This window comes from Acinetobacter sp. (genome assembly GCF_041919735.1).
Classification (GTDB): domain Bacteria; phylum Pseudomonadota; class Gammaproteobacteria; order Pseudomonadales; family Moraxellaceae; genus Acinetobacter.
In genome coordinates this window covers 14,351-39,774 of the sequence record NZ_JAYRTF010000013.1, presented here as the reverse complement: position 1 = coordinate 39,774, position 25,424 = coordinate 14,351, and the positions used below count along the sequence as shown (strand labels likewise).

Annotated in this window: 23 protein-coding genes; 6 read left to right on the top strand and 17 right to left on the bottom strand. The window is 44.1% G+C overall.

Going from position 1 to position 25,424, the window contains the following annotated elements; translation table 11 throughout:
- Positions 1–14: 14 nt before the first annotated feature.
- The 9 genes from tssM to ACE3T3_RS09185 all read right to left on the bottom strand — a co-directional run bounded on the left by tssM (position 15) and on the right by ACE3T3_RS09185 (position 11,923).
- Positions 15–3,869 carry a type VI secretion system membrane subunit TssM gene (gene tssM, locus ACE3T3_RS09225; protein ID WP_374666187.1) on the bottom strand — a complete coding sequence of 1,285 codons (3,855 nt, stop codon included), beginning with the start codon at positions 3,867–3,869 and terminating at the stop codon, positions 15–17.
- 52 nt (positions 3,870–3,921) lie between these two features.
- Positions 3,922–5,385: a hypothetical protein gene (locus ACE3T3_RS09220; RefSeq protein WP_374666185.1), complete on the bottom strand. Its 1,464-nt coding sequence runs from the start codon at positions 5,383–5,385 to the stop codon at positions 3,922–3,924.
- Positions 5,382–6,377 (bottom strand): type VI secretion system baseplate subunit TssG, encoded by a 996-nt coding sequence (gene tssG, locus ACE3T3_RS09215; protein WP_374666183.1) that lies wholly within the window; start codon positions 6,375–6,377, stop codon positions 5,382–5,384. Before tssG ends, ACE3T3_RS09220 begins: the two co-directional genes overlap by 4 nt.
- Positions 6,341–8,143, bottom strand: a complete 1,803-nt coding sequence (gene tssF, locus ACE3T3_RS09210) for a type VI secretion system baseplate subunit TssF (RefSeq protein ID WP_374666181.1) — start codon at positions 8,141–8,143, stop codon at positions 6,341–6,343. Before tssF ends, tssG begins: the two co-directional genes overlap by 37 nt.
- Before the next feature lie 11 nt (positions 8,144–8,154).
- Positions 8,155–8,631: a type VI secretion system baseplate subunit TssE gene (gene tssE, locus ACE3T3_RS09205; RefSeq protein WP_374666179.1), complete on the bottom strand. Its 477-nt coding sequence runs from the start codon at positions 8,629–8,631 to the stop codon at positions 8,155–8,157.
- Between the two features lie 66 nt (positions 8,632–8,697).
- On the bottom strand, positions 8,698–9,201 hold the full coding sequence (locus tag ACE3T3_RS09200; protein ID WP_374666177.1) for an Hcp family type VI secretion system effector: 504 nt from the start codon (positions 9,199–9,201) through the stop codon (positions 8,698–8,700).
- Between the two features lie 51 nt (positions 9,202–9,252).
- Positions 9,253–10,737 carry a type VI secretion system contractile sheath large subunit gene (gene tssC, locus ACE3T3_RS09195; protein WP_374666175.1) on the bottom strand — a complete coding sequence of 495 codons (1,485 nt, stop codon included), beginning with the start codon at positions 10,735–10,737 and terminating at the stop codon, positions 9,253–9,255.
- Positions 10,730–11,233: a type VI secretion system contractile sheath small subunit gene (gene tssB / locus ACE3T3_RS09190; protein ID WP_374666173.1), complete on the bottom strand. Its 504-nt coding sequence runs from the start codon at positions 11,231–11,233 to the stop codon at positions 10,730–10,732. Before tssB ends, tssC begins: the two co-directional genes overlap by 8 nt.
- Positions 11,234–11,251: 18 nt before the next feature.
- Entirely contained in the window at positions 11,252–11,923 is a 672-nt protein-coding gene (locus tag ACE3T3_RS09185; protein WP_374666171.1) for a hypothetical protein, read from the bottom strand.
- A gap of 390 nt (positions 11,924–12,313) precedes the next feature.
- On the opposite strand from ACE3T3_RS09185, the gene tssH reads away from it, so the two are divergent.
- Genes tssH through ACE3T3_RS09155 form a run of 6 tightly spaced genes read left to right on the top strand, consistent with a single transcriptional unit; the run spans position 12,314 to position 20,023 of the window.
- Positions 12,314–15,001: a type VI secretion system ATPase TssH gene (tssH, locus tag ACE3T3_RS09180; RefSeq protein WP_374666169.1), complete on the top strand. Its 2,688-nt coding sequence runs from the start codon at positions 12,314–12,316 to the stop codon at positions 14,999–15,001.
- Positions 15,002–15,032: 31 nt separating this feature from the next.
- Positions 15,033–16,178 carry a type VI secretion system protein TssA gene (tssA, locus tag ACE3T3_RS09175; RefSeq protein WP_374666167.1) on the top strand — a complete coding sequence of 382 codons (1,146 nt, stop codon included), beginning with the start codon at positions 15,033–15,035 and terminating at the stop codon, positions 16,176–16,178.
- Between the two features lie 5 nt (positions 16,179–16,183).
- Positions 16,184–17,548, top strand: a complete 1,365-nt coding sequence (tssK, locus tag ACE3T3_RS09170) for a type VI secretion system baseplate subunit TssK (RefSeq protein ID WP_374666165.1) — start codon at positions 16,184–16,186, stop codon at positions 17,546–17,548.
- Between the two features lie 5 nt (positions 17,549–17,553).
- The gene (icmH, locus tag ACE3T3_RS09165; protein ID WP_374666163.1) at positions 17,554–18,360 is read left to right on the top strand and encodes a type IVB secretion system protein IcmH/DotU; all 807 of its coding nucleotides are present in this window, start codon (positions 17,554–17,556) and stop codon (positions 18,358–18,360) included.
- 26 nt (positions 18,361–18,386) lie between these two features.
- Positions 18,387–19,037 (top strand): hypothetical protein, encoded by a 651-nt coding sequence (locus tag ACE3T3_RS09160; protein WP_374666161.1) that lies wholly within the window; start codon positions 18,387–18,389, stop codon positions 19,035–19,037.
- Positions 19,034–20,023 carry a M15 family metallopeptidase gene (locus tag ACE3T3_RS09155; protein WP_374666159.1) on the top strand — a complete coding sequence of 330 codons (990 nt, stop codon included), beginning with the start codon at positions 19,034–19,036 and terminating at the stop codon, positions 20,021–20,023. Before ACE3T3_RS09160 ends, ACE3T3_RS09155 begins: the two co-directional genes overlap by 4 nt.
- 76 nt (positions 20,024–20,099) lie before the next feature.
- Here the strand turns inward: ACE3T3_RS09155 and ACE3T3_RS09150 are convergent, their stop codons facing one another.
- The 8 genes from ACE3T3_RS09150 to ACE3T3_RS09115 form a co-directional block, all read right to left on the bottom strand.
- Positions 20,100–20,861, bottom strand: coding sequence for an alpha/beta fold hydrolase (locus tag ACE3T3_RS09150; protein ID WP_374666157.1), 762 nt, complete (start codon positions 20,859–20,861; stop codon positions 20,100–20,102).
- Between the two features lie 190 nt (positions 20,862–21,051).
- Positions 21,052–21,918 (bottom strand): MBL fold metallo-hydrolase, encoded by an 867-nt coding sequence (locus tag ACE3T3_RS09145; protein ID WP_374666272.1) that lies wholly within the window; start codon positions 21,916–21,918, stop codon positions 21,052–21,054.
- Positions 21,918–22,346: a DUF6691 family protein gene (locus ACE3T3_RS09140; protein ID WP_374666155.1), complete on the bottom strand. Its 429-nt coding sequence runs from the start codon at positions 22,344–22,346 to the stop codon at positions 21,918–21,920. Before ACE3T3_RS09140 ends, ACE3T3_RS09145 begins: the two co-directional genes overlap by 1 nt.
- Complete coding sequence (locus ACE3T3_RS09135; RefSeq protein WP_374666153.1) at positions 22,343–22,762, bottom strand: YeeE/YedE family protein; 420 nt, start codon at positions 22,760–22,762, stop codon at positions 22,343–22,345. The genes ACE3T3_RS09140 and ACE3T3_RS09135 overlap by 4 nt, the downstream gene beginning before the upstream one ends.
- 397 nt (positions 22,763–23,159) lie before the next feature.
- A complete protein-coding gene (locus ACE3T3_RS09130; RefSeq protein ID WP_374666270.1) occupies positions 23,160–23,888 on the bottom strand; it encodes a zeta toxin family protein in 729 nt (242 codons plus the stop codon).
- A 27-nt stretch (positions 23,889–23,915) separates the two neighbouring features.
- On the bottom strand, positions 23,916–24,176 hold the full coding sequence (locus ACE3T3_RS09125) for a hypothetical protein (RefSeq protein ID WP_374666151.1): 261 nt from the start codon (positions 24,174–24,176) through the stop codon (positions 23,916–23,918).
- 395 nt (positions 24,177–24,571) lie between these two features.
- A complete protein-coding gene (locus tag ACE3T3_RS09120; RefSeq protein WP_374666150.1) occupies positions 24,572–24,928 on the bottom strand; it encodes a hypothetical protein in 357 nt (118 codons plus the stop codon).
- On the bottom strand, positions 24,918–25,259 hold the full coding sequence (locus ACE3T3_RS09115; RefSeq protein ID WP_374666268.1) for a hypothetical protein: 342 nt from the start codon (positions 25,257–25,259) through the stop codon (positions 24,918–24,920). The genes ACE3T3_RS09120 and ACE3T3_RS09115 overlap by 11 nt, the downstream gene beginning before the upstream one ends.
- Positions 25,260–25,424: the final 165 nt, after the last annotated feature.

Here is a 25,424-nt window from a genome sequence, read left to right as displayed (position 1 = left end):
GCTCAAACAGACTGTCATTGCGCAGCTCCTTCCGCTTTTCCGTTCTGAAATGCGGCGCTTAAATTGGCTGCAGCTGGTGCAGGCGCCGGCATAGCGCCAGCTGGCATTTCCTGCGCAGCGACAACGCGAACCGCTTTATCCATCACCACCTGATTGACCAGCACCAGCCCTTTATAGCCCGGGTTGGCCCCAATGCTGCCTGCCGTATTGCCGCTGACTAAGCGGAAGTTCACTTTGACAAAAACGTCAGGACTTTGCTTGCTGCGCCAAATCATTTCAAAAGCATTGCCTTTTTGCATCCGTTCAGCCCCTTCAACCAAGCGGTTAATGCCGTATTCTCCCGGCTCATCAAACACGGTATGGGTTTTGCCTTCCAAATCGATGGCGGTAATCCGAGCGCCTGGAATCGCGCCTTTATTCGGCCAGACAAAATTCACCCATTGCTGCACGCCATTTTCAAACACCATGCGTTGCCCATCAATATCAATGGTATAAGACAGCAGCTGCGGATTTTCCAAAGGATAAAACTGGAAATTCGACTGGCTGGCTGGTGCGGCAGCAGCGGCTGGCTGATTTAATTCACCCGTCGCCATGCCATTGCTTGGCGCTGCATAGTTCTGGAAATTGGCTGCAAATTGCGGATTGATGCCAATTCCTAAATCTTGCCAAGTTTTAGAGCTGAGCGTGTAGCCGCGGCGAATCACAAACGGATCAAGATATTCTTTGACAAAACGCGCAATGCTGCCGCTTTCACCAAAAATCTGATTGATTTCATTGCTGGTTGCCTGCAGCGCTGCATTGGCATTAAACGGATATTTGGCGGATAGATTGACCGTAAAGGGCTGATAGGCCTGCATCATCCATAGCTTGTTCAATTCATCCTGCGCCGGGGTCAGCAAGCTTTCAAAGGTCTGCGTCAAAGGCGCAATCAAAAGTTTATGCAGCAGCTGCTGATCAGATTCTTTTAAACCGACCGCCATCTTTTCATCAACATACTTTTGCGCAGTATTGAAAACAGAATTCTGATCATTAATGGTCTGCTTGGCCAAAGCCATGCTGGATGGGCCAAAATCACCGGCGCTGCGCAAATCATTCAGTTTGCTGCGCACTTGCCCCATCGACTGCATATATTCATCCAGCAAGGATTTATTCTGCTGATCATCACGCTTGCGCACCAGCTGATAGAACATCTGGAACTCTTTGGCAATCACACCTTGAGCTGCAGCCGGCATGTTCTGCTGTGCGATCTTGCTTTCATCACGGTTCAGCACTTTGCGCTTAAACCAGGCCACAAAACTGGTTTTCGGCGCGGCCAATTCCGCCTGCACCACGGGATTATCCCAGCTGGTTTCTTTGGCAGCCCGTTCAATGACTTTGCGGATTGGCGAGTTTTCCGGTTCGCCCCAAATATCCATATGTTTGGCCTGCTGCTTAAAATCAGGATTTTTTGCATAGTGCACGCCATTTAAAAATTTACGCCATTCTGCGATATATTCCTGCTTATACAGCTCAGTCAATTGTTTGCGGATTTGTTCTGGGCTGCCGCTGAAGGTCAAATCATCAGATTGGGTCATGTTCAGCACCCAGTCTTTGCTGTCCGTCGGGCTATTGGCCGCCTGTTCAATCGCGTCTTTGACATAATCATTCCACGCCTGATAGCTAAAGATGCCTGGCAAGGCATAGCTGCCCAGCATACTGCCTTGCCCCGCTTCACCCACCATCTGCTTGATGGTCAAGGCTGGGAAACGCACCGATCCGCGCATCTTAATTTCATTATAGACTCGATCACGTGCCGGAATTCCGGTAGTAATTGCCGTCAGAATTTGCCGTGTTTGATCCACCAGATTGGCATCCGATTCCAGACGCGGGAACAGCGGATCATTGGCCAATGTCATGGCATAGGATAAAATCTGCTCTGCCTTGCCGATCATTTCATTGCGCGGCAATGAACCACGGTTGGCATCCAGCCATGAACGCCAAAAACGCGAAACCTGATCGCTCAAATGACTGGATTCCCGATATTGCGGACTGCTCAGCATTAAGTAAGCTTTCAACGCATTGTAGGCATCTTGCGGATTGCGGTCCGACGGTTCAGATAAAGGCTGCGCGCGCACTGTTTGGTTGAGCTGCACATTAATATGATTTTCTTTCAGCACCGCTTCATTGGCTTTCACCTGCTGCAAATATTGCGCCATATTTTGCTGCGCGGGCTGCAAAACGATCTGCTGCACACCTTTTAAATATTCCGCTTTCAGTTTTTCTCGAATCGCATGGCCCTGATACAGGCCAAAACTGTATTTTAAAGGCCGGTCTTGTTCAAAATGATCCAGCTGCTGCAAATGGCCTTGCAAAATCAGCAGCGCTTCCAGCTGTGTCGACAGCTCAACGCCTGACCGGCCTTCCATCTGCACCACTTTGGCTAAGTCCGCATTGGCTTCTGCAATCAGCTGCTGATTGTTCCGATAAGACCAGACCCACAGGCTCAGCAAAATTGCCACCGCACATAAGGCGCCAATAAACAGCAAAAAACGCTGCCTTTTGCGGACAGGATTAATATGCTGCCTCACCAGATTTTTATCTTTTAAAATTACATTAGAAAACAGCCCTTTAAGGAAATAGCCATGATCTTGTGAAATCGAATTGGTCGGCACGCCATAATCACTGCCGGTGCTTTTCATCAGATGAAAATCATCTGCAATCTGCTCCGTCATGGGGCTTTCAATCAGGCCTTCCTGCACTGCGCTGGTAAAATAAAAACCGCGGAAAACCGGTTTGAACTGGTAAGGGTTTTCCTGAAACAGCGTGCCGATAAAGGTTTTAAGTACGGGCTTCAAGCTTTTAAATTCTAAAGGAAAAGTCATGACGCTGGGCGAAATGTTCTGCGCATGTCGGCGGCTTAAGTGCGTGGTGCTGACGCTTTTTAGGCCGTCATATAAAATGCTGTAATGTTTTTCAAACAGCTCAACCGAATTTTCAGAAGAATTTGGGTCATATGGCAGTGTCGCACCCCAAACCTGATCAAATTCATCATTGTCATAACAGTCAAAAAACTCGGTAAATCCGGCAATCAAATCCATCTTAGAAAACACCAGATACACCGGCGCAAAGATTTCCAAGCGCTCGGTCAAGTCCTGAATCCGGGCGCGTAAATTTTTTGCTAATTTAATCGACTTTTCCGGGCTTTGGCTGACGAGTTCAGCCGCGCTGACAATCACAATCAGACCGTTAATAGGCGCTTTTGTACGGTTCTTTTTCAGGATATTTAAAAAGCCCAGCCATTCAGAATGATCTTCAGCATAAGCTGAATAGCGCCCCGCCGTATCCAATAACACGCCTTCTGTGGAAAAGAACCAGTCACAATTGCGTGTTCCGCTTAAACCCGCAGACACCATTTTTTGATGGCTGTCTTCAAAAGGAAAACGCAGGCCAGAATTATAAATGGCTGAACTTTTTCCCGCTGCAGGATTGCCGATCACCATATACCAAGGCAGCTCATATAAAGCAGCATTGCCTTTTTTATCGCCCAGCTTAGACTTGCGTATCAATTGGATGGAATCTTTAACTTGCTGATTAATCAGCTGTAATTCTTCTGTATTTTTAACTTTGCTGTATTCAGACTCAGTATCTTTACTGATGGCATCCGCCAGAATTTCACCCTGCTTTTGGCCACGTAAATGCTGGACAAGCTCATAAATGCCCCAGATCATCAGGCCAAGAAGATAAACCGCCACGATGATCCAAAAGGCCTTATCCGGCACGGTATTATGCATTGCGATAATTGTGACAAAAAATGCCAGCGCCATCATTGCTTTAGGATTAGTCACATACTGCCAGACATAGCCCAGCAAGGTATAAAATAATGTATTCACGTTATTCTCTTAAATTGTTTTTATTTCGATGCAGCTTCTTGTCTTTAAGCTTTTATTGGTTCAAAAATTCTTCTTGCAAAACTTGAGGTACAGCTTCTTCTTGCCAGCCTTGAAACAGCGCGTAAATATTTTCCTGTTCTGCGCTATATACCAAGCCATGTATATCTTCTGGGAAAAACGTCCCCAGCATAAAGCTGAAAATAGCGGACAGTTTCTGTGTATGGCCTACATAAGGCTGCCCATATAAAAAGTGCTGCGGCTCTATAACAGAATCCGTAAATTTCTGCTGCAATTTTTTGGCTGTCCGGGCATTCGAGGCATCATCTAAAATCAATACACAAGGCTCATCCTGCTGAAACTGCACGTGATGATTCAGCTGATGAGCTTGCAGATAATCTTGAATGCTGGCTTCATTCAGCGTCATTTTTAAGGTTTTGCAGGGCTGCAGCGCTTTCATTTCTATCTGCACATTGGCGATGCACCAGCTGGACACATATTCAGCGGCAATATACTGTTCAGATTGCCAGAACTTTTCGTCCAGCAGCGCTTGATCAATTTCAGAATCGGCATTGATCACTAAGCTAAAAGCATGCTCCTGCTGTGAAATGCGTTCCAAGATTTTAAGCCACTCAGCATAGGCGCTGTGCTGGCTGATAAAATGCTGCTCAATGTAGATTTGCGCCGGCACAATTGAAAATTGCTCCGCCAGCGTCTGCTGCATCTGTTCAGTCAGCGCATTATTCCATGAATGAATCATCTCCTCAGGCAACAGCAAATGAATGCAGAGCAGATTCAGCCGATGAACCGGCTTTGCGGCATGATCGGCAGGCTCTTCTTCAAATTCGCCATCGGCATCGATGTTTCCCATCCAAGCAGGATGCATTTTGTATTGATAGGCGATTTCACTGTCATAGAACATTGCTGAATCTTTTAAATGTTCAGCCACATCTGCCAATACAGCGGCATGCTGTTCAATTTGATGATTGATCAGATGGCTGATGCGCTGTTCACGCATCGGCATATGCAAGGTTTCGTCGTCTTCCGCATCTTGTAGCAAATCATCTAAATCCTGAATGCGCAGCGACAGTACCGGCAAGCCATAAGGATTCAATAAACTGGTGTCCAGCTCAGGACTTTTGAACTGCTTATACTGCTCAATGATGGCTTCATTTTCACCAAAGCTGTGCCAAGCCGCCGCCGCATAAATATGGACTGAAAATTCACTGCTTTGCATGGCTGGCGCTTTTGAGCTATCGATCAATTGCTGCGCTTGCTGTTTTTCAAATGCAGCGGCCTGAAGCGCTTTTTCTTGTTGTTTTTCTTTACGGTATTTCAAATACCGATAAATCAAATAGGGAGCTAATACAGCTGCTGTTACTGCGATAGGCAAAATCAGCAAATAGCAGAGCAGATCTGCGCCCGCCGGATCATAAGCCGTATCCCGCCAATACAAAATAACGCAGCTGTTGATAAGCAGCGCAATGGCGATAAAGGATGAAATTATTATTTTTATCATGATAAATTTCCGATTAATGCATAACAGGTTTCAGCATTGTCAATGGTTTTTTGGGGGCTTAAAAAAGCGCCATGCCCCAAGCCTGCCGCAACATCTGCACTTAAACGGGCAGAGTGGATATATTCTTTTTTTAAAATAAGGCGCACATCAACGGCCAGTGTCGGGCTGCACCATGTGCTGATGATTTTTTTCAGCTTTTCACTCATGGCCTGGCGCGGCAAAAAGCCTGCATAATCCTGACGGTTTAATGGACCAATCGTGATTTCAATTTTGTCATCCATTTGCCGGACGCTTTCACCGCAAAAGGTATTCAGCCCTAAACGGCTGGCCTGCGCAGCGCCTAAGCAGGTCCGCTGTTCAGCACTTAAACTGAATTGAGCCGGAATAAATTCTTGAATGGCAATCTCGGCATCAAAAATACAGCTGAGAATCGTTTTCAAGGCATAAACCGTATTGGTTTGCCCCTGCATCAATCCCGAAAATTCAGCAAAATAATCATCCAAATCTGCATGCTGATGCTGATTTTTTACATAGCCATTTAAGGCGTGCAGAATATCGATATAATGATTTTCTGAATCAATTTCATAGCGTATTGGCAGATTATAATGAAGGCTGGCATCCACATACTGCGCTGTCAGCTTATGGTTAAAGAGATTCAAAAAGTGCAGCGCTTCTTTTTGCTGTTTATGGCCGCTCAATTTAATTTTATTGGTATAGCTGTAAGGCAGCATGCCCTGCATACCGGTCAAGCCCACCATTAGATTGGTAAGATGCGCTTTATGATCATCCAAATGTAGCGCTTCAATTTCGCTTTGCGGAAAATTCAATTTCAGTGAACTGTTAAATTGAAAATTCGCCGCCCAATGCTTGCTTTTATCGGCATACGGCATATGCCTGAGCAGCCTGGCGGCTTGAATAAACTCAAAAGAAGCCGGCTTTTCCAGCAATTCCTCAATTACAGAAGCATTTTGCCACCAACGTTCTGAACGCATTGGTATAACTCCTGCTGAGATTGCACATCATAAACGATCAAATCAACATAACTGTTCATTTGAACTTTCAAATTAAATACTTGCGCCAGCAGCTGGCTGAAAATATACAGGCTATGACCGCGGAATACCTCGGACTGTATTCCCAGTTTGACTCGGACACCGCGGACAAATAAGGGATAAGGCTGGCTAGGTACTAATTTTTGAGTTAATTCAAAATCCAGTTTTTGGATTGAATCAATGACCATCTGATTTTCTTTGGTTTGAGGCAGATTGTACAATTCAAGCAATTCTTTCATCTGCGCAATGGCATCGCCCTTCATGAATGACATTGTATTTAAAGACAAATGCGAAATAATGCGCCATTGTTCCTGCTGCTTTTGTTCAAAATAATACGGCAAATTCGGGCGTTTCAGCATTACTGCGCGGCGCGCAAGATTGCTGTCATTCAATGTCAAAATATTTTGATCTTTATTGTAGCTTTCATGCGGCAAATCACGATTGGAGCACAGCAATTCAATACTGATGAAATCGGATTGCGTACTGTGCGGCGCTAAATGCTTAGACAGCACCGAATACTGCATTTCCTGGCTTTTTGCATGCGCAGAACCATTCAAACTGTAGAAAAAATTTACTTGATCTTGATGATAGTGGCTCATCGCAAAAAAAGGCAAAATCGGATGCTCAACCCGATCCTGACTGCTTTTTTCGCGGATCATATTCATTCTTAAAATTGAATAAGCCTGATAATATTCAGGATGATGCGCATCGGTCATCAGTGGATACTGCATGCGCTTATGGTCAATTTTTTGCGGTTCAGCCTGCTTTTTAAACAGATTGACGGCAGGTGTGCAAAACAGCTTGAAATTTGCGGCGCTTAATTCAGAATAATTGCGCAAACTGGCCTGATCATTCAGGTTCAATTTAAAGTGAATCTGCACTTCAAATTCCTGTACTGTTTGAAATAAGCGCAGAAAATCCAAATTCAGCGCCAAAAAATGAAATTTTTCAGGACAGCAGAAATATTCCATCAACAGCCGGTAGGCCTGATGCGTATGCTGATCAAGCGGCAGCACGCTTTCCTGTTCTTGAAACCCCGTCAGCTGAAAGGGATTGGCAATATCAAATGTTTCATGGCCGGCTTTAATTGTAAAACCTGTAGATTGCTGAAAAATGCTGTCCAGCACTTGCAGCGGGAAATTCGAAATCGCATCTAAATAAATCGGCAATATTCTGTGTTCCAGCAGCTTGTGCTTTTGATTGAAAATCTCAAAGCTTAAACTCAGCACCGCATTATGATGCAAATGAATATGCGCGCTGGAATGGGTCTTAAACTGTAATTGCTTTAGGGAAATCGGCAATAAAACCGTGTCCTGAACTGTTGAATATTCACACTGCACACCGCGGATGCTTTTCGACTTTAAAGCGGTGCTGCGCGGAATCAAGTGCGCATCGGCCAACTGCTTTATTTTATTGGCATCTTCAAATGAAATAACCGTACAGGCGGGAAAAGGCTTTAAATACTGCGGAAACATCACCTCAAAAATGGAGTGGGTAAACACTTCATAGCTGTCTGCCAGCTTTTTATCAATCCGTGCCGCGATTAATGAGAAAGCCTGAATCAGCCGTTCAATATGCGGGTCGTCAATCTGCTCTTGATTTAAAGATAAACGCTGGGCAATTTTAGGATATTTCTGCGCAAACTCACGCGATTGCTGGCCAAACTCCTGCAATTGCTTTTCATAATACGGTAGCAGCTCTTCAATCACAGATAACCCACTCAAGCTCTAGGCGAAATAACATATTGTTGTGTTGTCGGCTTTAATAAAGCATCAAAAACAACAGGTTCATATAAAGGATGAATATTCAGAAAAGCTTGAATACTGAGGCAAAGCGCTCCCATGTTGTCGCCTTCCATCTGCATTTCCACCTTGATTTGCTTTAATCTTGGTTCATGCGATGCAATGGACTGCTCAATCGACTGGCAAATTTTGTCGCGATCCGCCGGGTTGGCCGTTGATAAGCCTACAAAATCGATAATGCCGAACTGCAAAATAGACTGCTTCACCAAAGGGAAGTCATCAATATCACTGTTCAGCTTGACCATCCGGCTATTCAATAAATCTTCCAGATCCATCGCCACAGATTCCCTTAACTGCTGCAGTGACTGCCCCTGCAGCCCCTGATTTTCATTCGGCAGCAGCCGCTCAAATAATGTGGTTTTAAACCCATAAGGATAAAGGTGATCTAAATTCATGCTTTTCTTATTCTTCATGAGAAGAATAGAGGCCAATCAGGATCAGCCTCTATTCCAAATTGAAACTTATGCAGCGTAAGATGCAGTGTTATTCGAAAGTGACCATTTCTTCGTCACAGCGCCTTTTTGCGTGCCATTAATATCCTGCTGGTTATACGTCCATTCTACTGCGGCATATTTCAGGCCAAATGCTTCATGCGGAACGCCTTCTTCATTGACATTCGGCGTCACGCTGGATACTAAAACATGCTTCAATTTGATTTGAAGATATTTAATTCGCTTGTCGCCATTGGCGCGGTAAAAGTCGATTTGAACTTCATCAAACGTATAGCCGGCAGAACAGGCTTCCCAAAGTTTTGGACTGGTCGCATCCAAGTCTTTGACAAAAATCATATCGGCATGTTCAACGCGTTCAGCGGTATGGCCGCCTACACTTGAAGAAGTCGCAGATTTTGGCTGGCGCATATTGTGTGACCAGGAATTAACTTCTAGCCAGTTTTTATGCTCAGAATCGCGTGATTCACCATCCACTTTGTATTTGCCTTTAAACTGTACGTATATATCTTTCATTTTTATAATTTTCCTAATTTTAATTTAGCTTTATTATTATGCTGGCTCAAATTAATTTGAAGACTGAGGCAACTCAGTCACAAGCCTCAATGACACAGATAACTCGTCCAGCTGGAAATGCGGCCTCAAAAAGACCACAGACTTGTAGTGCCCAGGCTGAGCTGGATTCTCTACCACTTTGACCGATGCTTCACGCAGCGGATATTGGGCTTTGGCTTCCTGTGATGCGCCGTCATCCAGCAAAACATATTGTGAAAGCCAGCCATTTAAAAAGGCTTCAACATTGCCTGCAGATGCAAAACTGCCGACTTTATCGCGCATCATGGCTTTTAAATAATGCGCAATGCGCGAAACCGCCATGATGTATTGAATTTGGCTGGATAATGCCGAATTGGCATTGGCCGTATCACTGTCATATTTTTTCGGTTTTTGCGCAGATTGCGCGCCAAAAAATGCAGCATAATTGGTATTTTTACAATGCACTAAAGGCACAAAGCCTAAGTCGCTCAGTTCTTTTTCACGACGGTCGGTGATGGCAATTTCAGTCGGGCATTTAAAGACAACTTCGCCATCATTGGTTTTAAAGGTATGCACCGGCAGGCCTTCGACTAAGCCTCCGCCTTCCACACCGCGGATCGCAGCGCACCAGCCATGCATATCAAAGGCATTGGTCAAGCGTGTAGAAAATGCATATGCAGCATTCATCCATAAATATTCATTATGGTTTTCGCCGGAAACCTCTTCAACATAGTTGAAGCCTTCTGTGGCGGCGCCTTCTTTAGGATGATACGGCAAACGGCCCAAAACGCGGGGCATGGTTAAAGCGACATAACGCGCATCATCACTTTCCCGGAAAGAACGCCATTGCACATATTCAGCTGTTTCAAAAATTTTCGATACATCACGGGGACGATCAATATCGGTAAATGATTCTAAGCCGAACATTTCTGGGCTGGCGGCTGAAATAAATGGCGCATGCGCAGCGGCCGCCACATGTGAAATCTGCTCCAGCAAATACATGTCTGAAGATGTGCGGTCAAATTCAAAATCGCCAATCAAAGTTGCATATGGCGCGCCGCCAAAGGAGCCATATTCTTCTTCATAAATTTTCTTGAACAGCGTGCTTTGATCAAAATCGGATGCGCTTTGAAAATCCTTGATCAGTTCCTTTTTTGTCGTATTCAGCATGCGGATTTTAATTAAAGAATTCGATGGTGTTTCTTGGCAAAAATAATATAAACCGCGCCAAGTTGACTCCACTTTCTGAAAATCAGCATGATGCATGATTTTACTGAGCTGTGCCGAAATCAGCGCATCAATTTCTGCAATACGCTTATCAATCGACAAGGTCATGTTTTCAGAAACGGTAATCGTTCCAGCCATTACTTCTTTCGCCAGTTCGCCAATCAAGCTTTTGGCGCGGCCATGCTCATCATCATTGCGCGCAATGCGGCTTTGCTCAACAATTGAATCCAGCAAACTGTATTCTTCTTTTATGGCTAAATCGGCTGCCGCTGCTGCACCTGCATTATTCATTTTCAGCCTCCAAACTCAGCTTGCGGACTTGATCTGTGTTTTGTAAAACATCATCCAACAGATCTTCCAGCCGCTCATTATTTGAAATTTTATTGCGCAGATCGGTCAGGCGTTCACGCGCCGCAACCAGTTTTTTCAATGGATCAATCTGCTGCACAATATTTTCCGGCCGGAAATCATCCATCGATTTAAAGGTCAAATCTACAGACAGTGTGCCGCCCTCTTCAGTCAAGGTATTTTCAGCCCGGAAATTGGCGCGCGGCGCTAAAGACTCCATCACCTCATCAATGTTTTCCAAATCCACATTGATAAATTTTTTATCTTTCAGCTTGGTTTTTTCCAGCTCAGATGCTGCAGAGAAATCGCCAAGTACACCGACGACAAAAGGCAGTTCTTTGATTTCTCGCCCATCACCGACTTCAACATCATAAGTCAGCTGCACCCTCGGCGGCCGAATACGCTGTAATTTTTTTTGCACACTTTCACGCTTGGCCATTTTATTTTCCTTCTTCTTTTATTTTTTATTAAAAGTTTCAAATGGTGATGTATTTGCAGAATCAGAGACTTTCACTGCAGCTTCTTTGACAGGTACTGTTTTATTCACTTTGAGCGCTTTTGGCGCAGTGTTTTTGACAATTTCCGGCTTGCTTTTTCTGGCTGTTCCGCCTGCTGCTGCCGGCGAAGATTTCTTTGCCGATTTCTTTTTGGAGGCAGCTTCAGTCCCTATTTTATCGGGATTCATTTGCGCAACTGGCTGTGCAAAACGGATGGTATCCGCTAAGTTTTTTGCAGCTGGATAGACATCTTCAGATAAAGAACGCAGTTCAGCAGTACGCATTTGATTTAATGCAGTTTGTGCAATTCCGGCACCCGCAAGGAATGCAATATCGGTCATTTGCGGTGTATCGATATTCTGACCGCGCAGCTGACTAACGGCTTGAAGCGCTTTTAAATTATTGCCAAGACTTTGATATTGCTGAGCAATATCAATTTTCAAACGTGCTTGTTTCTCTGCGTCCTGCTTATTTTTTTTATCGCACAGCTGGCTGTATAAACTGATTAATTCAACATCTGCTTCACCCGCTGCCAATGAATATGTTTTCAAGCAGGATCTGCTTAACTCGATGGAATCGTCTTTTTTTGCATGGCTGATTTGCGCTGCACAGGCAATAGCAATCAATGGCATAAAAAATATGCCTTTGGTCAAAATACGCATCTATTTTTCTCTAAATTATTGAGTCGTTATCTGCAAGGTTCATCACTTATTATTTTGTGATTCTTCCTTTTTCTAATCATTTTTAAGTTTTAACGTTGCCGATTTAACAAAAAAGCACCATCAAAAGTCAATAAAAAAAATAAAAAATTGAGCAAAAAATGACATTTTTTGCTTTTTTTTGATAATTTCTGCAAATTGATTTTGATTTTGATAAAAAATATGTAGAATACGCCGGTAGCTTTATTATAAAAACAACATAAAGCTTTGATTTAAAATATAAAACTAAAATTAATTAAAAACAGCCTGTAAATAGACTTATTCCAATAAGCTGCTTGCTCGAACAAAAATACAGAGATATCCATGAATAATTTAAAGATTTTGATTACAAAATTATCATCACAATCACGTTTATCACTTGAAAAATCAGCTAATACCTGTATTGCACAGCAGAATTATGAAATTGAAATTGAACATTTTCTATTGGAAATTCTGAAACAGAATCAAGAAAATGATCTTCAGATTTTAATGAAAAAATATAAGATTGCGAAAGATGATTTAATTCATGATCTGACTGATAGCATCTCTCAGCTGCCAAAAGGCAATGCGCGCACCCCGATTTTTGCCAAATCAATTGTCCGTTTGCTTGAACAGGCCTGGCTCTTAGCCTCTGCTGAACAAAATTCCATGATCCGAAGCGGCCATTTAATCACAGCATTACTGACGGCCCAGGATCTTTATCAAATGGCTGCCCGCGCATCATTGCTTTTTGATCTATTACCAATTGATAGCATGAAGCATAAATTTATCGATTTATGCCAAAACAGCAGTGAAAATCAAAACAAGAACCATGCACTCAATGCAACTGCAGTTGATGCCGGCAACCTACCCGCATTAAAAACACCTGCACTGGATCAATACACTATCAATTTAACGGAAAAAGCTAAAAATGGCGGGATTGATCCAGTCATTGGCCGTGAATTCGAAATCCGTTTGATGCTGGATATTTTAATGCGCCGCCGGCAAAACAATCCGATTCTGACCGGTGAACCGGGTGTCGGAAAAACGGCTGTTGTTGAAGGTTTAGCGCTGAAAATTTCACAAAATCAGGTGCCGGATGTGCTGAAAAATGTTCAGCTGTACACTTTGGATATGGGGCTGCTGCAGGCTGGCGCCAGTGTGAAAGGTGAATTCGAAAACCGCCTCAAGCAAGTGATTCAAGAGGTTCAGTCCTCTGCCCACCCGATTATTTTATTTATTGATGAAGCGCATACCTTAATTGGCGCTGGCGGCCAGGCGGGGCAAAATGATGCGGCCAATCTGCTAAAACCAGCCTTAGCGCGCGGTGAACTGCGGACTATTGCCGCCACGACCTGGGCTGAATATAAGCAGTATTTTGAAAAAGATGCTGCACTGAGCCGCCGTTTTCAAGTGGTCAAGGTTGATGAACCTTCCGAAGAAGTTGCCATTGATATGTTGCGCGCCATGATTCCCGTAATGGCCAATCATTTCAATTTGCAGATTGATGATGAAGCCATCGTCAATGCCGTACACGCATCGCACCGCTACATCACAGGCCGCCAGCTGCCAGACAAAGCTATCAGTGTTTTAGATACGGCTGCAGCCCGCGTGGCTTTAACACAAAATGCCAATCCTGTTCTGCTGGATCAGCAGCAAGCGCAGCTGCATAACCTGAAGCTGCAGCAGGAAATTTTATCTCAAGAAAATCAAAGCATGCCGATTCATCACGAACGTTTAGATGAACTGGCGCAATCCATTTCCAGCCTCAATGCCGAAATTTCAGCAACACAAGAAAAATGGCAGCAAGAACTGCAGCTGGTGCAAAAAATTAAGGCATTGCAGCAAAAGTCTGAACCGGATCATATGGATCAATTCAATATTGAAATGCAGCAACATGAAATTTTAGCGCTGCGTCAGCAACTATTGAAACTGCAAGGTCAATCTCCGCTGGTCTTTGAACGGGTCAATGCCCAGATCATTAGCGAGATTATTTCCGACTGGACGGGCATTCCTGTTGGAAAAATGCTGCATGATGAAATCAAGCAAATTCTGAGCCTGGAGGACAAGCTCAGCCAGCGCGTGATGGGGCAAGATTATGCGCTTCGCCAGCTGGTGCAAGGGATTAAAGCCGCAACAGCAAAATTGGAAGATCCCAATAAACCGCAAGGTGTTTTTCTGCTGGCTGGGCCAAGCGGTGTGGGCAAAACAGAAACTGCTTTGGCTTTGGCCGATGAACTGTATGGCGGTGAATCACATTTAATTACCGTCAACATGTCTGAATATCAAGAGGCGCATACAGTTTCATCCTTAAAAGGTGCGCCTCCCGGCTACATCGGTTATGGTCAAGGCGGTGTTTTGACTGAAGCTGTGCGCCGTAATCCATACAGTGTTGTGCTTTTAGATGAAATTGAAAAAGCCCACAGCGATGTGCAGGAACTGTTTTATCAAGTTTTTGATAAAGGGGTTTTAGAGGATGGCGAAGGCCGCCTGATCGATTTTAAAAATACCACGATTCTTCTGACCTCCAATACCGGCTCCAATGCAATTATGCAGGCATGCCTGCATAAACCGGCAGACGAATGGCCGAGCGCTGAAGAGCTGATTGAGCAGCTGAAGCCAGCGCTGTATAAGCAATTTAAACCCGCATTTTTAGGCCGCATGCGCATTGTGCCGTATTTCCCGCTGCATGATGATCTGCTGGTGCAAATTATTCATCATAAATTAGGCAAAATTACAGCGCGGATCGCCAAGCATTATCAAACCCAAGTGAGCTATAGCGATGAATTGGTGGAATTGCTGCTCAGCCGCTGCACAGAAATAGACAGCGGCGCGCGCAATGTCGACAACATTTTAAATTCTACGGTACTTCCAGAGTTGGCAACGCATATTCTAATGGCGATGAGTGAACAGAAAATCCCAAGCATGATCCAAATCAATGCCTTAAATGATGAAATTCATTATGTTTTGGACCCTCAACTGCCGCCAGAAAAAAAATCAAAAGCAGCCAAAAGCAAACCATTAAAAGCATAAGTATCAAACCTAATTATTATAAAGGCCAAATATGAGTTTAATACTCGATGATTTATTGCAGCCGATCTCAGCGGACTGCCCTTGCGGTGTCGATTGCTCATTTTCAAATGAATTTCACGCCATCAAAAAAGCCAAGACGCAGGACGACCCACTGCTGGAGCAAGGTGACTGGATTTCTGAGCCCAAGCAGGCGGATTGGGCATTTATTCACGCAAAATCCACTGAGCTGCTGACCGAAAAAACCAAAGATCTGCGGCTCTTTACATGGCTGTTGGAGGCTTGGACGCATCTTTACGGCTTTGAGGGCATTGCCAAGGCGCTAGAGCTGACACAGCGCAGCTTGAGCAATTTTTGGGTTCAATTGCATCCAGAAATTGAAGATGATGATCTCGATCAGCGCATTGGCCTTTTGCAGGGATTCGTGCATTTATTGCCGAATTTGCTCAAGCATGTACCGATTGTCAGCACATCCGCAGCATATGCGCTTGCCGATTATGACAGCATGCTGCATCAGAAAAATCAAAAATTGAAAAGCGGTTCAGAAGATGATGAGCCAGAAACATCCAGCCCGCAATTGGAACAATTCGAACAGGCTTTATTTAATACGTCAAAATCTTTTCAATTCCAGCATTATCAGCAATTCGTTGAAGCATTAAATCAATGGCAGCTGCTGAAAGACGTGTTGGATCAATTAATGGGTTTAGATGCGCCAAGTTTTTCGAGTATAGATTCACAAATAGAAATGGCGCATATCATGCTGAAAAAGATCTACAAAGCCGATGCTTTTTTAGCATCTTCGATAAATTCATCTGCGGACCTTGCCGCAGCGGCTTCTACACCTTCGCTTTCAGAAAATATGGCCATGCCTGTGGCAGCGCACACGGCTCAGTCCGCGCCGCATCAGCCGTCCTTTCAGCCGCAGCCGCAAAATCATTTAGCGAACCGTGAACAGGCGATGCAGGTTTTACAGAATATTGCTGATTATTTTCAAACCAATGAGCCGCATAGTCCAGTCAGCTATCTGCTGCAGAAAACCATTAAATGGAGCCAAATGCCGCTGCATGAATGGCTATCTCAGGTCATCAAAAATGATAAGCCGCTCGAAAGCATGCAGGAACTGCTGGGTGTGCAGCTAAATTCAGAAGAATCTCATAATGAAACAAATAGTGATTGGTAAGATTGATGTTTAAAGCAGAAAAAATTTTATGGGGTGAAGGCCTGTTTTTGCGTCCGCAGCATTTTCAGCTGCAGGATGCCTATCATGAACAGCGGCTGAGCCAAACCATTCGGGCAACGATTCCTTTTGCCTACGGTATTCAGGCCTTTCAATTTGATGAATCTCAGCTCAGCACCAATGTGCTGGCCATCAGTCAAGTTGAAATGATTTGGCAAGATGGCGACATTTATCAGGCGCCTGCCCATGACTTGCTGCCTGAGCCTATTTTACTGGATGCGCTGCATTTAAAAACTGAAATGCAGATCTATTTGGCGCTGCCGATTGTGCAGCCGAACAAGAAAAATATCAGTTTTGAATCTGCGCAAAGCCAATCCAGCCGATACCATTCACATCTGATCGAAACGCATGACTTATTTACAGATGCCAGCAGTGCTGAAATCAGCCTGCTCAGGCGCCGTGCTGAAATCAAGCTGTTTGAATTGCATCATGAGCCGCAGCAGCTGGATGGCTTTTTATACCTGCCGGTGGGCCGGATGAAACGTCAAAGTTCAGGCAGTTTTGTGCTGGACAGCAAATTCATTCCGCCGATTTTGCATATTGAATCCAGCGAACCGCTCATGTCTGGATTAAAGCGCACACTGAATGTCCTGAAGGCGAAGATCAAAGCGATACAGGCCAATAACCGTGAAAATGAGCAGAAATTAATTGAGTTCCGTTCTGGCGATATTGTGTCCTTTTGGCTGGTCAATGCGCTGAACACCGCACATGCCGCATTAAACCATTTGCTGCAGTATCCGCACATACACCCTGAGCGGCTGTTTTTTGAATTGCTTCGGCTCAGCGGATCACTGCTGACCTTTTCAACCGCTTATGAGGTTGATCAGCTGCCTCAATATAAGCACCATGCCTTAGAAGAAAGTTTCAGCAGCCTAGATAACATTTTGCGTGATTTGCTGGATACGATTATTTCTAACCGCTATATCAGTATCGCGCTGAAAGAAACCCGTCCATCGTATTGGATCGGCGGTTTGGAATCCGACAAAATTAGCCGCGATACCCGCTTATATTTGGCAGTTTCCAGCGGTGTGATGCCAACGCATGATCTGATTTCTTATGTTCCGCTGCGTTTCAAAGTCGGCAATACGGTTGATGTAGAACAGCGGGTTGTCGCTGCCCTTCCAGCCATTCCTTTGCAGCATCTGATGCAGGTGCCTACCGCGATACCTGTGCGTTCAGGAGTCAGCTATTTTGAAATAGAACCGCATAGCGATCTCTATCAGCGCATGCTGGATTCTGAAAGCATTTGCGTCTATATCCCGAGCGGATTCCAAGATATTTCAATTGAATTAATTGCTGTGATGAATGGGTGAACGCAATGAATATGCAAAATAATGCCCCCTCTCTTTTTGATGATGGCCAAATCGGCTTTGGCATGGCGCCGGCGGCGATTGAAAATAAAATTGCCAGCACCTCAAATTTGGTCGATTTAATGCATGATGGCTTTTACATTGTTTTTTTACTGAAAAATCAGTATGTCCCCTCTCATGCGGAAAGCTTTAGAGAAAAAATTTTGGATTTGCTGAACCGTTTCGAAAGCCAGGCGCGCAAGCTGCAATTCAATTCAGACGATATTCAGGATGCCAAATATGCCTATTGCGCCTTGCTGGATGAAACCATTATTACGCAGCAGGATGCCCGTTTTTTTGAACTTCAAAACAACTGGATGATGTGCCCGCTGCAATTAAGCCTGTTTGGTTCCCAGCTGGCGGGCTACCGTTTTTTTGAAAAAATGGAAGAAATCCGCAGTAAGGGCAAAGAACGCCTCGCCGCGCTGGAGGTTTATCATTACTGCATTCTATTGGGATTTCATGGCAAATACCGTTTGGAATCCATTGAAAGCCTTAATGTGCTGGCTTCGCGTGTCGGTGATGAAATTGATTATCTCAAAGGCAAAAAAGCAGCCTTTTCTCCTTTTTCGGCTTTGCCTGATCAAATTAAGCATATTATTCACCGTGAACTGCCTTTTTTCTGGATTCTGATTTTTTGGCTGATTTTTTTATTATGCGCTTTTACTGCTTTACACTTTATGCTGTTAAATCAAAGCAATGAAGCTTTTGCCAAGTTCCAGAACGTGATTGCGGCTCCAGCGGAAGCTGCATATATCATTATTCATTTACCTTAATAATAATTTTAATAAGTACGCTAAATATGGCAAACGAAAAACAAAATAACGTACGCATTCTTCAATCTACGCATAAAAAAGCAACGCATCCGGCTGTGCATGCCGTTTGGGGATTTTTTGCAGGCGCCGCATTCATTGCTATGGCGCTCTTGATGTATCTTTATTTAAATGACCGCGATGAGTCAAAATTTTCATCTGACAATCATTTTCAAGAAGATACTGCCGTTGTTTCACATGCAGAGCCGGCGTTGCCGGAACAAGCTGAACATCCAATGCCTCAGGCTGCACCTCACGCAAATGAAGCAGAATCTGAACACAGTCCGCATTTTTCGGATGATTTACTGAGTGCATTCAAACATGAAAAGCCCGTTCAGCCGGCTGCGCAGGCTCGCTCTCCATTTGAACATTCACTGACTCAGACAAGCTCCGCAACGGTTCCTGTCGCAAAAAAAACGCAGGCAACTGAACGGCTAAAAAATGCACCTGTAAATAAGCCAGCAGTCAAAGTAAAAGCTAAAAATGATTTAGCCAAAATGCCAGCCAAACCGGCTTTGCAGCCTGCTTTAGCTCAGCAAATAAATGAACCGGAACCCGATGTTCCTAGTCCGCGCGCTTCACTGCAAGTGACGATAACAAAGACCTTGTCTCCAATTAAAGAGACTGCTGCGGTTCCATGATTTTCCTTCTGGTCTGCAGCTTTATCGTGCTCAGCATTGCGATGGCGTTATTCATGTCCTATGAATTTAGGCAGCTGCTCAGCCAAACATTGCACAACATAATAAAGCGCAGCAAGGAGCAATTTTCATCTGCAAAACAGTTTGCCCATCAGTTGAATACTGCTGCATCGCCAGAACACATTCAGTCGCATTGGCATTTGCAGCAATGGTGGATTTTAATTGCCGGCTTATTTTTATTCAGCAGCATCCTTATACATGCATTTACACGGCCCATTACAGCTTCTGCAATTGAAGCGGATTATCTGAAAAAAACTGATCCGAAAATTTACGCGATGCTGGACGGTCAAATGCTGGATGTCCCGCCTGAGGTGGATGAGGCCTTGGTTCAAGATGCCGTCAATGATGCCATTGCTTTAGAAAATACCGCGGCTGTCTCCGCTTCACAGATTTCTCCTAATTTTGGACCGCTTTCTGATACCAATACAGCTTTGGATGAAAATGCATTTGAATATCACCATACCGATATTGCTTCTGCAGACCGCAAATGGAATAAAATCAATCCGCGCTATAAACAGCGTCTGCTGATGGTTTTTAAAATAATGCGGGAACAGCATGGCTATGAAATGGTGCTTTTAGAAGGCTACCGCAGTCCTGAGCGGCAAAATAATTTATCTTTAAATATCAACACTACGCGCGCAAAAGGCTATCAAAGCTACCATCAATTTGGCTTAGCCGCAGATGTCGCCTTTAAACGCGATGGTAAAGTTGTGATTTCGGAGCGTGATGCTTGGGCTATGCGCGGCTATCAGCTCTATGGGCAGACAGCCGAATCCGTTGGCCTGACCTGGGGCGGACGCTGGAAATCCATTCAAGATTATGGCCATACCGAATACCGGATGCCAGGGCTCAAGAAAACCAGAGAAATGGCCGAACAGCTCACCTCAGAAGGTCAGCTGCAAGCCACGGGTTTTGCTCATGCGCCGTAATGGGTGCAATCCATCATTTTATGCTTAAAACAGGCAATCGTATTGCGTGATTTTCAATACATCAGATTCAACACTTTTAAGCCAGATAGCCTTGCAGCTGCGCTAAAACTTCGGTCGTTTTTTCTGCATGCAGCCAATGGCCGGCGCCTGAAATATCCTGAATTTCAGCCTGTGGAAATTGGCGCATTAGTGCGTCTAAATATTCCGTTTTGGCAATATAAGGCGACGCCGTACCGCGTAAAAATAAAGCCGGCTTATTCCACGGTGCCTGTTCTTGCCAGCTCAAAATATCGGGATAATGCGCATATAACGCGCTGACGTTGAACAGCCATTTGCCTTTAGAAAAAGACTTCAATAAAAATTGAATCACCATGTCTTCCGAAATAAACGGTTTCATAATATCAATAGCTTGCTGGCGTGTTTGAATATCGGCCTGTTCAACGGCCAGCAGCGCTTTAAAAATTTGATCATGATGATTTTGCTGATATGCATACGGCGCAACGTCTAAAACAGCTAAGTGTTCAATCCGTTCAGGCGCTAAATCCGCAATGCGCATCGCAATTTTTCCGCCCATCGAATGACCGACCAAACTCACATGCTGCAATCCAAGATGATCCAGAGTTTCCACAACATCCTGCGCCATCAGTTGATAATTCATTTCTGGCGAATGCCCTGACTTGCCGTGATTGCGCACATCCAGCTGAAGCACGCTATGTGTTTTTGCGAATGCCCGCGCCAGCATGCCTAAATTGCTCAAGCTGCCAAATAAACCATGAATAAACACAATTGGTGTTTTTATGGAGTCAGTGTTTTGCTGAAAATCATAATGAAGAATCATGTTGCTGATGCTGTTTTCTTTTAAAGATGATTGATGATGATTCTTTAGGGGGATTTAATCAATTGGCTTTTGATTAAATTTTATTTTTTTTGCTTAGGCTATTTTGGAGTGTAAGTTAAATCGAGGCAAGGATCTATGCTGAGTCATATCGCCTTGCTGGCCTCAATTATTGCTTTGTTTTAAAGATAAATCAGTTGAAATGGTTCAACGGCAGCTTTAAATAGCGGATGCCATTTTCTTCCGGCTTCGGCATTCTGCCTGCATCCATGTTGATTTGAATCGCCGGCAGAATCAATTTCGGCATGCTTAAAGATGCATCACGGCGGTTGCGCATTTCGACAAACTCAGTTTTTGCCGTACCATCATGAATATGAATATTATGCTGTTTTTGCGCCTGAATGGTTGTTTCGCAATGATACTGTTCACGGCCTTCTGGCAAATAATCATGGCACAAGTACACGCGCGTCTGTTCTGGAAGCGCATAAAGACGCTGTACAGAATCAAACAGTGCCGATGCGCTGCCCTTTGGAAAATCGCATCTTGCCGTGCCATAATCCGGCATAAACAAGGTATCTCCCACGAAAACAGCATCGCCAATCACATAGCTTAAGCAAGCTGGTGTATGCCCTGGTGTCGGAATATTAAAAGCCTCCATGTCACCGATTTTGAAGGCCTCATGATCTTCAAACAAATAGTCAAAAATTTGATTTGAATTGAAATATTTCATATCAAAATTATAAATCGCGCTGAATGTCTGCTGCACGCCAACAATATTATGGCTGATGGCAATTTTGCCGCCAGCCTGTTCTTTGATGTATTGCGCAGCCGTTAAATGATCAGCATGGACATGGGTTTCTAAAATCCATTCGACGCTTAGGCTATTTTGCTGAATATAGGCAAGAATTTGATCTGCATGCTGAGTCGAGGTTGAAGCAGATGGTGCATCATAATCCAAAACACTATCAATTACGGCGCATTTCCCTGTCTGGGGATCAGTCACCACATAACTGAAAGTATTGGTGTTTTCATCAAAAAAATCCTGTACCTGCGCCTGCATCATGATTTCAGCCCCCTGCTAGCCCAAAGACGATGCAGCCATACGCCTGCAAACATGGCTGCAATAAAATAGATTGCCTGATAATAACCCAAACCGATTAAAGTAAAACTTGGTGCCGGACAAATACCTGCAATTCCCCAGCCAATGCCGAACATACAGCTGCCTGCGATTAACTGCTTATCTAAATGTGTATTTTTCGGCAGCTCAATTGCTTCGCCATACAGCGTTTTCATTTCTGGATGACGCATGGCGCGCTGAAATGGAATGAATGCAACACAAATTGCGCCTGCCATAACGAAGGCTAAACTTGCATCCCACTGCCCTGTAATATCCAAAAAGTTAAGGACTTTTTCCGGATTAGCCATGCCTGAAACCATAAGCCCAACAGCAAATAATCCGCCAAAAATAAATGCTAGAACATTTTTCACGATGCTGCTCCTAAGACATGACGCATCACAAATACAGTGATCATACCTGCCGCCATAAAGGCTGCTGTCGCAATAAAAGAACGTTTTGATAAACGGCTAATGCCGCAAATGCCATGCCCGCTGGTGCAGCCAGAACCCAAGCGTGTCCCAAAACCAACCAGCAGCCCTGCCAGAACCATCATCCAAGGGCTCGCATTCAGCGTAATTTCTGGCTGAGTAAATAGGCTGTAAATGAAAGGGACAATGAATAGGCCAAGCAAGAACCACGTCGAAGGACGCCCAGCCCGCCCTTGAGCATTCAACAGCTGGCCCACTAAACCGCTGATTCCAGCAATTTTTCCATGCACATATAAATAGCCTACTGCGGACAGGCCCAGCATTGCGCCGCCAATGAAAGCCCAAATGAAGTCATGCACTGATGATGATCCATAAAACAATATATGTTTTTATAATATGTTATTGCCCGTATTTTTCAAGCGATTTTTTACATATTTTTTGCAGCGTTCCAAGCCTTGACTGCATTTATCCCGCTAAGCATTTAATTCAATCCTTTCAAACTTCAATCATTTTATTTCTGACTTCATTCCAGATTGCGTCGGCTGAGCTGGCCAAAAGCAGCTCAGCGCGCATCTGAATTTAGCACATTTCATCCTTTATTATTTAAATAAAATTAATAATGAAAAATTAGCCTTGAATATATCCCCGAGGAATTTTTAACTTTTCATTTTTTTATGCAATTTTATTAAACAAAGCCATTTCAAAGGAAATATGGATTGCTGGAACCCGCTGTCAATCTGATTGATGCGTTCGGACTTATGCTTCGAAGTCTTTTAAAACCCGATCTGCAAACCATTTTGGCAATACCGTTAAACTTTGATTCATTTTCAAGATTTCAGCAGATTCAATTTCCGCAATAAAAGATGCAATTTGCCCATCGGCTGAATTATCAAAAATATACGTGCGGTCTGCGGCTTCTACCGCCTGCATCAGCAAATCCATGCTGCGCTGGTAGCGTTCTATAATTTTTTGCTCCGGCACGCCATGCCCGCCAGTCTGCACACGGTATTTGACCCGCGCAATGTTAATCATTGGATCAACTGTCGATACAAAATATAAATATGTGCGGTAGCCTTTGCGCTGAGCTTCTTTTAAGAATTCGACTTTGGATATATGCGACATCACCGTTTCAAAGGTAAAACTGACCTTTAAATCCAAAAAGGCCAGCCGGATGTAATCAATAATGCGGGCGCATAAATAGGAGTCAATTTCACTGGGATCAAACTGAATTTTCCATTCATCCAATACCGCCGGCTCTTTGGATAGCAACGGCGTATATTCTCCTGCTTTAGGGCGCTTTTTTTGTTTGAGAAAAGCCAGCAAGTCTTGGGCTTTTAAAGATGGATGATAGCTGATCAGGTCGATGCGCTGTGTTTGATTCAGCTGCTGCTCAAGTTCATCGGCATTTAAATATGCCCCAATATGATGGGGCAATAAATATTCTTTGACGGTGCTTTTTCCGGAACCATTTGGCCCTGCAAACATCCTGATGCGAGGCTGCCGGGGCATACGCTATGCAGTTTCCGCTAATTTCTTTTTACGTTTCAGCACTTTCGGCAATGGGCCAGCATCAACATAAGCTTGTGCTAAATCTTTTACTGCGGTTTCTTGACCATTTACAGCACGGCGCATCAGCAGCTGATTTTTTGCATATACGACTTCAGAAGACGCGCAGGCACGCTCAAAAGCATGGCGAAATGCATGAATTGCAAGTTTAGGAATCATATCATCCTCATACTTGCCGGCTTTGATTACTGAAGTATAAGCTGTCATTCAACAACTCCTGAAAGTAAACACCCAAATACGGAACCTGTGGCGCTATAGCTATCTTAGCATATTGACCTAATTTGTCTATTTCTTCTACAGAATATGAAAATATGGCCAAGCTCAGCGCCAGCATGAATAAGCTATCTTTCATTTTTTCTTTAATTTTGAAATGGTGCAACAAAACCGTCTACACCAAGCCTATTCACCAATATAAAAGCCATAAAAAGCCGCTTTTCAGCGGCTATCAAGGAACGACATCAACATGATGCATTAAAGAGCAAAGCGCTTAGCCAGGGATGCTATGCCTATCCTCTCTAATACGTTTAATCATAAGCCCGATGAACTTATCATTTTGAACCAGTTTTTTATCATTTCCTGACAACTTTCATTTTCAGTATGGTCTATTGCTTAATTTTTCCGCTACAAAATACAGCAATGCTCATCCCAGCGTTGCCCAAACTGGCCTTTTGCTGATTTAAATACAGTTCAGAAGCCATCAGCCTGATTGAAGACAGCTCCAGCTCAGGATTGTCCTTGGACAGCTGAGCAATCTGTTCATAAGCATTGAGCCGGTCACATAACGCCTGGCTTTGCTGCTCAGCATCCGCCTTGCTGCCTGGCGTATCCAAAATCGCTTTCGTCTGCTTTATTATTTCAGTATGATGCTGAATTTGCTGATCATACTGCTGCTGCGTAAGCGTTTCTGCTCGCGCAAGGCTCATCATGCAAAAAATCAGTGCGCCCAGCTTAAGCTTCATCGCCTTCTTTCCAAACATCTTCATAGTCATCTGCATCAATCATGAAGCGGTAGCCTGTGTCCAATGCCAAGTACGGAAGCGCGTCAGGGAATTCTTTGTCCAATTCCTTAACACTGATAATTTCAAAGAATGCTTCGCCATCATCCAATTCACCGCCATAGATAAACCAAGCTACTTTGTTCTCATCCGGCAATTTGCGCAGCCCAACAATCGGCTCTTTATTTAAGGTATGCAAGGCAATGGCAACCAAATCGGTTTCTTTCACCGGCAAATAGGCTGAGCCAAATTCTTCGCATACTAATTTTTGTTCTTCAATCAGCTCTTTATCCATGGTCGTCAAGCATTCATCTTCAATTCGATTGCCGCCATTGTATCCGATCAATATGTCAGATAGTCAGGTTCAAAATGAAAACTTGCGTTTTTTCTTACAGCCCATGGCTTATGGATTGCATGCATGAAGCGAATCTAATATATATGCATGCCGCCAATAAAAAAA